Genomic DNA, 7,631 nt, shown 5'->3' with positions numbered 1-7,631 from the left:
TGGTAGTATGGTAGAAATGTTGTTAATTTTATTTGCCCCAGTTTTCGTGAATAGAAAATACTTTTATTTAGTTTCCTTTAGTGTAATTGGAAAGTACGTATTTTTCACATTGCTATTACAAGATTTAAAAGTGATAATTCCACTTGTTTTATGTGTATTTTATTTCATTATTTCACATTCTTTATTAAAACGATTTCAATCTTATGTAAGAACAGTGGTTGAAATGATGAACAATATGAAAGAGACGGAAAATTTAGCTGTGATTGGGACTATGTCTACAACAATTGCCCATGAAATTCGAAATCCACTAACAGCGTTAAAAGGGTTTACGCAAATGCAAAAAGAAAGAAATCCAACTGATACGATGAGCTACGACATTATGCTACAAGAAATTGAAAGGGTTAATGGATTTGTTAGTGAATTGATGTTGTTAGGGAAACCAAAGCCAACAAATTATGAAAGGTGTAATATACGAGACACCCTTCTATATGTTGTGCATCTAATGGAAAGTTATGCAACGCAATATAGAGTTAAATGTAATTTACAAGTAGATGGAAATTTACCGGCTATAAACGGTGATGATAAGCAATTAAAACAAGTGTTATTAAATATCATTAAAAATGGAATAGAATCAATGCCAGAGGGTGGAGAAATTCATATCTGTGCATATCAAAAAACGCAAGGACATTTGTGTATTTCTGTTGAAGACCAAGGATGTGGTATAGAGAATGAGAAGTTAGAAAAAATCGGTAAGGCGTTTTACACAACAAAGGAGAATGGTACAGGACTTGGATTAATGATTACATATAAAATTATTAAGGAACATCAAGGGAGTATCACGATCCAAAGTAGTCTAGGAGTAGGAACGAAAGTAGAAATTTTTCTGCCGACCGTTTAATGTATTTGAGAAAAGATTTTTCAGAAAAGTGTTCTTGTTGTGTAAATATAAACATTTTATAAAATGTTTCAAGAAGGGTTTTTTTTATAAAATACTTCGTTTATAATGGAGGAAAATATCGACATGAGATTGATTGCTCATGTAACGGTTCAGTAGTGTTATGAAAAGATAAGAAGGGGTGCACGCGCATCCTTTTTTCTATGCAGATATTATGAAAGAGGTGGTATGATGGAATTAACATTAAATTCGACTGTATGTTTACACACGATTCAATTTCGAAAAGAGCAAAAGAATTATACTGTAAAAGACACAATTACAGGAGAAAAATATGAAATGCCGCCACTTTGGATTGATGCATTGGCAATGATGCGTGACGGTTTTTTATTGGGGGAAATTGAGGAGAAATTAAAAGAAGAGTATCCATCCGAAGAAGTGAATATGTTAGCATTCACGAAGCAACTGTTAGAACTAGAACTTGTTGAAATGGTAGATGGGGAAGAAATAGCTTGTACAAAGAAGAAAGAGAAGGATTATTTAGCTTGGTTACGTCCTCATGTTGAGCAATTCTTTCTTAATTTAAATAAAAAAAATAGAAGCAAAGGTCAATGATGATCTTTGCTTTTTTGTATAGTTTGTTTAAAAAATTACAGCAAATGCTCTTGCAAAAGCACCGTCGCTATCTTTAATTTTTAAAGGTGCTGCTGAGAAGAAGAAACGTTTCGTGTGAATGGCATCTAAGTTTGTTAAGTTTTCGATTAAATAAATATTATTCCCAAGTAGTATGTGATGAATTGGTGATGTTTCTGTCGTTACCTCATCAGGAGAAATAAAATCTAAACCGACAGATTTTACTTTTAATTGTACTAGTTCCTCGGCTAATTCTTCAGAAAGATAAAAAGCTTCTTTCTCATACGCCTCCGTGTTCCATTTAGTAGATAGATTGGAATGGAAAATAACAATATCTCCTTCTTTTATATCAGCATCGTGCAGTACTTCTTTAGGTAGTTTTCGTTCTTGTACATGAGTTACATCAATAAGAACAGCTTCACCTACAAATTGATCCAGCGGTAATTGATCGATGGTCGTTGCGCCTGAAATAAAATGCGCAGGAGCATCACAATGCGTGCCAACATGAACGACAGAATGAAAATCTGTAACTTGATAGCCTGATTCTTCAACACTTGTAACAGCTTCTAGTTGTATTTTAGGTGTTCCAGGAAATTGAGACATATTATTTTCAAATGTTTGTGATAAATCAATTACTTTCATTTTACATACCTCCAATATATGTTTTTCAAATAATAAAAAGCTCATCCTTCAGTATCAAGAAAGATGAGCTTTACATGCTAGTTGAGTTTTATCTTCCAAAATGCAATGCATTTTGCAGGAATTAGCACCTATTCAGTTCGTATAAACTGAGGTTGCTGGGCTTCAAAGGGCCAGTCCCTCTGCCTCTCTTGATAAAGAAGTATTCAGTTTCAAAATCTTAATTTTCTGATAGTTAAATTGTAATTCATTTCCTTTTTGTGTGCAATACAAAATAGGTATTCACCCAAATAAAGCCGCTCGCATATTGTAGCTTATGTAAATAGAATGCTGCGAAGGAGTGAGTGCAGTGACAGGAAATGTATTGAATTATTATGCTGGTGGTAATACAGCTAGGGGATTTCACAATTTATACGAAGAGAATTTAAAAGGATTAGACAGATTATTTATCTTAAAGGGTGGTCCAGGAACGGGAAAATCTTCTTTAATAAAGGCAATAGGTCGTGATTGGGTTGGAAAAGGATATGATATTGAATTTTTACATTGTTCTTCTGACAATAAATCGGTTGATGGTGTAATTATCCCACAATTAAAAGTAGGAATTGTTGATGGGACATCACCGCATGTTATTGAGCCAAAAATGCCAGGAGTTGTTGAAGAGTATATAAATTTAGGAATTGCTTGGGACTCAGATAAACTAAGAAAGCAGAAGTTAGAAATTGAAAGATTTGTTTCAGAAGCAAGCAAAGCTTTTCAGTCTGCTTACGCACGTTTTAAAGAGGCATTGGTTATACATGATGAGTGGGAGAAGATATATATTGATAATATAGATTTTAATAAAGCAAATGAACTAACCGATCAGCTAATCCAGAAATTATTTGCAGATAAAAGCGGGAGACAATCGCTTGTCAAACATCGTTTTTTAGGAGCTGCAACACCGAAAGGAGCAGTTGACTTTGTTCCTAATTTAACAGAAGGGTTACCACATCGTTATTTTATAAAAGGCCGCCCAGGCTCTGGAAAATCAACGATGCTCAAAAAGTTAGCTGAGGCAGCTGAAGAAAAAGGATTTGAAGTTGAAGTATATCATTGCGGATTTGACCCGAATAGTCTTGATATGGTTATCGTAAGAGAATTAGGCTTTGCAATTTTTGATAGCACCGCACCGCATGAATATTTTCCAAGTCGCGAAGGTGATGAAATTATTGATATGTATGCCCTTATTGTTACGCCAGGGACGGATGAGAAATATGCGAAGGAAATTCGTGATGTTTCCATTCAGTATAAAGCAAAAATGAATGAGGCAATGTCTTTCTTAGCGAAAGCAAAATCGGTTCGTGATAAATTAGAACGAATTTATATTGCTGCTATGGATTTTTCAATAGTAGATGCATATAAAGAGGAGATTCAAAAAGAGTTTGAACGAATTGCTGCTACTGTAATCGAAAAGCAACAATAGAAGTTTTATTAGGCTGTCAGTAATTTCTGACAGTTTTTTTAGTATGTAGTAAAATTAATAGTGTATTGTCGAATTTCCAAGGAAATAATCAAAAAATGGAGATGTTATGAAATGAGAGAGAAAATCGAGTTGGAGTTAGAAAGAATTGAAAAAGAGAATGATGTAAAAATTTTATTTGCGGTGGAATCAGGGAGTCGTGCTTGGGGATTTCCATCGAAAGATAGCGATTATGATGTTAGGTTTGTTTATATACATCCGGTAGAATGGTATTTATCAATTCATGACAAACGTGATGTAATTGAATATCCAATTAGTGATGATTTAGATATAAGTGGTTGGGATATTAAAAAGGCGTTGCAACTATTCGCGAAGTCGAACCCAGCTTTACTTGAGTGGATTCGATCACCAATTTTTTATTCGAAAAACTCTAATTTTCCAGAACTACTTCAACAGATGAGTGAGAAGAATTTTGATCCAAAAGCAACGATATATCATTATTTACATATGGCGTCGAAAAATTATCGTGAATTTTTGCAAGGTGAGAATGTAAAGCTGAAAAAGTACTTTTATGTATTACGTCCTATTTTAGCTTGTAAGTGGCTAGAAGAGAAAGCAACTTTACCACCTGTAGAATTTGATCGATTGATTACAGAATTACCATTAGAACGTAGTGTGTTAGATGAGATTGAAAAGTTGTTAATAAAGAAAAAAGCAGGTACTGAATTAGATGTTGGATTGAAAATTAAGGTGCTAAATCAATTTTTAGAAGAACAAATTCATTACTATGGGCAATATGTAAAAGGAATTGAAAAGGGATCAGGGATCGATATTGAAATTTTAAATACACTATTTCGAGACATGCTGTTTGGAGCATATGAAAAAGAGCACAAGTAAGTTTGTGCTCTTTTTATTTTGTAGGAATGAAGAAAACAGATATAGCTGCGATAAGACCTGCAAAGGAGAATAAGTAAAAATTCCATGCTAAGTCATATTGCATTGTCATAATAATACCGATGAGAATAGGGCCAGCAATTGCACCAACTCGGCCAAGTCCCAGTCCCCAGCCTAAGGAGGTAGCTCGGATATGTGATGGGAAGTATTGTGTTACATATGCATTTAATATTTGAGTAATACCGACCGATCCAATACCAGCAAGGCCAATTAAAAGATAAATGATTGTAACAGATGGCTTAATTGTTAATAGTCCGATACATATGGCTGCCATAAGATAAGAGATGCTAATAACAATTTTTGCGCCTATACGATCAGCAATTGCTCCAGCGAATAACGCACCAACAGCTGCGGTAATATTTAGCATAAGTAGAAAAGACAGACTAGATCCAAGAGGATATCCCGCCTGGCGCATCATCTGTGGTAACCAAGTATTTAAACCGTATATTAAAAACATTCCCATTATATAAGTGATCCAAAAAAGTAGTGTTGCTTTTATGTATTCTTTTGAGAATAAAGTAAAAAATCCATTTTTCTTTCGTATAGTAGATGGAGCTTGATGAGTTTTATTTTTTACATGAAATTCAATTTGAAAACGATTAAGAATTTGGTTCACTTCTTCTTGGCGATTACGTGATAATAAAAATTGAATGGACTCAGGTAAATAGCGAATAATGAAAGGAATGAGGAGTAGTGGAATCATTCCGATACCAAACATAATTCTCCATCCGAAATCTTCTAACATAAACATAGACAAAATAGCACCTAATACGATACCTAAAGGATAGCCAGTAAACATAAGAGCATAAATAAAAGATTGCCTTTTTTTTGGTGAATATTCAACAGTAAGTGCTGAAGCCGTTGGGATAACACCGCCTAATCCGATTCCTCCTATAAATCGAGATAATCCAAATAACTCAGGAGAAGAAGCGATAGCCGCTAAACCCATTGTGATAGAAAAAAGTGCTAAACAGCATATAAGCGTCCATTTACGCCCAATTAGATCTGTAATCGTTCCAACTAGAATAGCCCCAATAAACATCCCAAATAAAGCATAGCTTGCAATTGTACCAGCGTGCGCTGGTGATAGCGCCCAGCTTTTGTCTTCTAGGAGCTTTGGTAGAACGGCACCGTAAATACCTAAATCATATCCATCAGCTAAAATGGCTAGCCAACAAATAAAAACAACAAGTTTTGTAATAGAGCTTGAAAAGATAGTTTCTGTAGATTCTAGATGAGGTGGAGCTGAAGGTTGCATAATATTCACCCCTTTTAATTTGTAGATGAATATATTATTTTATTTAATGTTAATATTTTCCTTCCTGTGTCGAAATTTATCTGAACAGGTTTTATAACAAATAAAGAAGTTCAACCGTAATTCTGTTGAACTTCTTTATTTGTTTACTCATTATCAACGCGTTTTAACGGTTGATCTGCTGGGCCTTCAAGAACGTCTCCCTCAATTGAAAAACGAGAACCATGGCAAGGACAATCCCAAGTACAATCACCATTATTCCATTCAACTTCACAGCCGAGATGTGTACAAGTTGTATCGACGATATGTAATTTTCCTTCTTTGTCCTTATAAGCACCTGCTCGTTTACCGTTAACATGTACGACAGATCCTTCACCAACTTCGAGATCTTCTGGCTTACGTAATGCGGTTTCAATCTTTCCTTCAATTAAATGTTTCGCAACATCAATGTTCTGGGAGAGGAACGTTTTTATATCTGGATTTGCATGGAAGCGTGATGGTGCATACAGTTCTTTATAGGGACTGTGGACTTTTAGGATGGAGTCCTTCAGTAGGTGAGCGGCAGCAGTTCCAGTTGTCATGCCCCATTTGCGATATCCAGTTGCAACAAAGATATTTGGATTTCTTTCGTTAATATGTCCGATATAAGGAAGCTTATCTAGAGTGATTAAATCTTGTGCTGACCATCTATAAGGAACCTCGTCTATTCCAAAAGTTGCTTCAGCAAAAGAATAGAGTGCTTCATAATGAAGCATCGTATTTATTCCTTGTCCTGTTTTATGACTCTCTCCGCCAATCAAAATTAATTTTTCTCCATTGTTTGTTATATAGCGTAAGGAGCGCTTTGGATCATCAATACTTAAATACATGCCACCTGGATAATCCATTTTTGCTTTTATTGCAAGAGCGTAGGAGCGTTCTGCGTACATTCGCGTAAAGAAAAAGCTATTTGCATCATAAAAAGGAAAATGTGAACAAGAGACGACATATTCACAAGTGATATGATGGCCCTCTTTTGTAATTATTTGTGGATGATCTCCCTTTTCCACATCCATAGCTGTTGTTTGTTCGTAGAGCTTTCCGCCCATCTCCACAAACTTTTCTAAAAGTGTTTTTAAATAAAGAAGGGGATGGAATTGTGCTTGATTTTTCATTATAAGCGCAGATTGTACTGGAATAGGAATCGATAGAGATTGAACATAGTCACAAGGTATATTTAATTTTTGATAAGCTTCATATTCTTTCGATAAATTTCTTAATCCGTTATCGGTAGTTGTATATAAATATGAATCTTCATTTGAGAAATTACAGTCGATTTTATATGTTTGAACAGTTTCATTTATGAATTGTAGAGCCTGATTATTTGATTCATAGTAAAGCCCGGCCTTTTCTACACCGAAATGGTTTATTAATTCATCATAAATAAGATCATGTTGTGCTGTTACTTTCGCTGTTGTATGCCCAGTCGTTCCGTTTAAAATACGACCAGAATCAATTAAAACAACATCGATGCCTTCTTTTGCAAGTAAATAGGCAGTAGTAATACCTGTAATACCAGCACCGATAATAGCAACTTTTGTCTTTATATTTTCGGATAAACGAGGGAAAGTAGGAAACTGAGTAGATTCAATCCAATAAGATAGCGGCAGTTGTGGAAATGTATCACTTGTCATTGCGGAAACCTCCTGATTTTAGAACAATTTTCCTTTTAATATTTCCATAATATATGAAATTCATGTGTGTTGTTTTAGAAGTAGTCTATTTTTATTAAAAGAGGTTATAAATTATTTTAATATAATTAA

7 protein-coding genes and 1 riboswitch are annotated in these 7,631 nt (G+C 34.6%); of the genes, 4 read left to right on the top strand and 3 right to left on the bottom strand.

The window, feature by feature from the left end; translation table 11 throughout:
* Together ABWK52_RS14145 and ABWK52_RS14140 are read left to right on the top strand one after the other, a co-directional pair.
* Positions 1-898, top strand: an 898-nt coding sequence (locus ABWK52_RS14145) for an ATP-binding protein (RefSeq protein ID WP_353771963.1), incomplete at its 5' end; no start/stop codon positions are given.
* A gap of 228 nt (positions 899-1,126) precedes the next feature.
* On the top strand, positions 1,127-1,507 hold the full coding sequence (locus ABWK52_RS14140; protein WP_000424119.1) for a hypothetical protein: 381 nt from the start codon (positions 1,127-1,129) through the stop codon (positions 1,505-1,507).
* Between the two features lie 27 nt (positions 1,508-1,534).
* On the opposite strand, the gene ABWK52_RS14135 is transcribed toward ABWK52_RS14140, so the two are convergent.
* On the bottom strand, positions 1,535-2,167 hold the full coding sequence (locus ABWK52_RS14135) for a cyclase family protein (protein WP_000862983.1): 633 nt from the start codon (positions 2,165-2,167) through the stop codon (positions 1,535-1,537).
* An 85-nt stretch (positions 2,168-2,252) separates the two neighbouring features.
* Positions 2,253-2,365, bottom strand: a riboswitch (SAM riboswitch).
* Between the two features lie 148 nt (positions 2,366-2,513).
* On the opposite strand from ABWK52_RS14135, the gene ABWK52_RS14130 reads away from it, so the two are divergent.
* Positions 2,514-3,623 (top strand): PRK06851 family protein, encoded by a 1,110-nt coding sequence (locus ABWK52_RS14130; protein ID WP_098542185.1) that lies wholly within the window; start codon positions 2,514-2,516, stop codon positions 3,621-3,623.
* A 111-nt stretch (positions 3,624-3,734) separates the two neighbouring features.
* Positions 3,735-4,517, top strand: a complete 783-nt coding sequence (locus ABWK52_RS14125) for a nucleotidyltransferase domain-containing protein (protein WP_001208233.1) — start codon at positions 3,735-3,737, stop codon at positions 4,515-4,517.
* Positions 4,518-4,530: 13 nt separating this feature from the next.
* On the opposite strand, the gene ABWK52_RS14120 is transcribed toward ABWK52_RS14125, so the two are convergent.
* Positions 4,531-5,832: an MFS transporter gene (locus ABWK52_RS14120; protein ID WP_001183092.1), complete on the bottom strand. Its 1,302-nt coding sequence runs from the start codon at positions 5,830-5,832 to the stop codon at positions 4,531-4,533.
* Between the two features lie 143 nt (positions 5,833-5,975).
* Complete coding sequence (locus ABWK52_RS14115) at positions 5,976-7,502, bottom strand: FAD-dependent oxidoreductase (protein ID WP_000199976.1); 1,527 nt, start codon at positions 7,500-7,502, stop codon at positions 5,976-5,978.
* Between the last annotated feature and the right edge of the window lie 129 nt (positions 7,503-7,631).

The organism is Bacillus sp. AP50 (assembly GCF_040492675.1).
Classification (GTDB): Bacteria; Bacillota; Bacilli; order Bacillales; family Bacillaceae_G; genus Bacillus_A; species Bacillus_A cereus.
Note: the sequence above shows the minus strand (reverse complement) of the source record. Positions and strands in the feature narration are given on the sequence as shown.

Bases quoted from the DNA above. Each gene is read 5' to 3' on its own strand.
- ABWK52_RS14140 (WP_000424119.1), top strand. From the start codon at position 1,127: ATGGAATTAACATTAAATTCGACTGTATGTTTACACACGATTCAATTT.
- ABWK52_RS14135 (WP_000862983.1), bottom strand. From the start codon at position 2,167: ATGAAAGTAATTGATTTATCACAAACATTTGAAAATAATATGTCTCAA.
- ABWK52_RS14125 (WP_001208233.1), top strand. From the start codon at position 3,735: ATGAGAGAGAAAATCGAGTTGGAGTTAGAAAGAATTGAAAAAGAGAAT.
- ABWK52_RS14120 (WP_001183092.1), bottom strand. From the start codon at position 5,832: ATGCAACCTTCAGCTCCACCTCATCTAGAATCTACAGAAACTATCTTT.
- ABWK52_RS14115 (WP_000199976.1), bottom strand. From the start codon at position 7,502: ATGACAAGTGATACATTTCCACAACTGCCGCTATCTTATTGGATTGAA.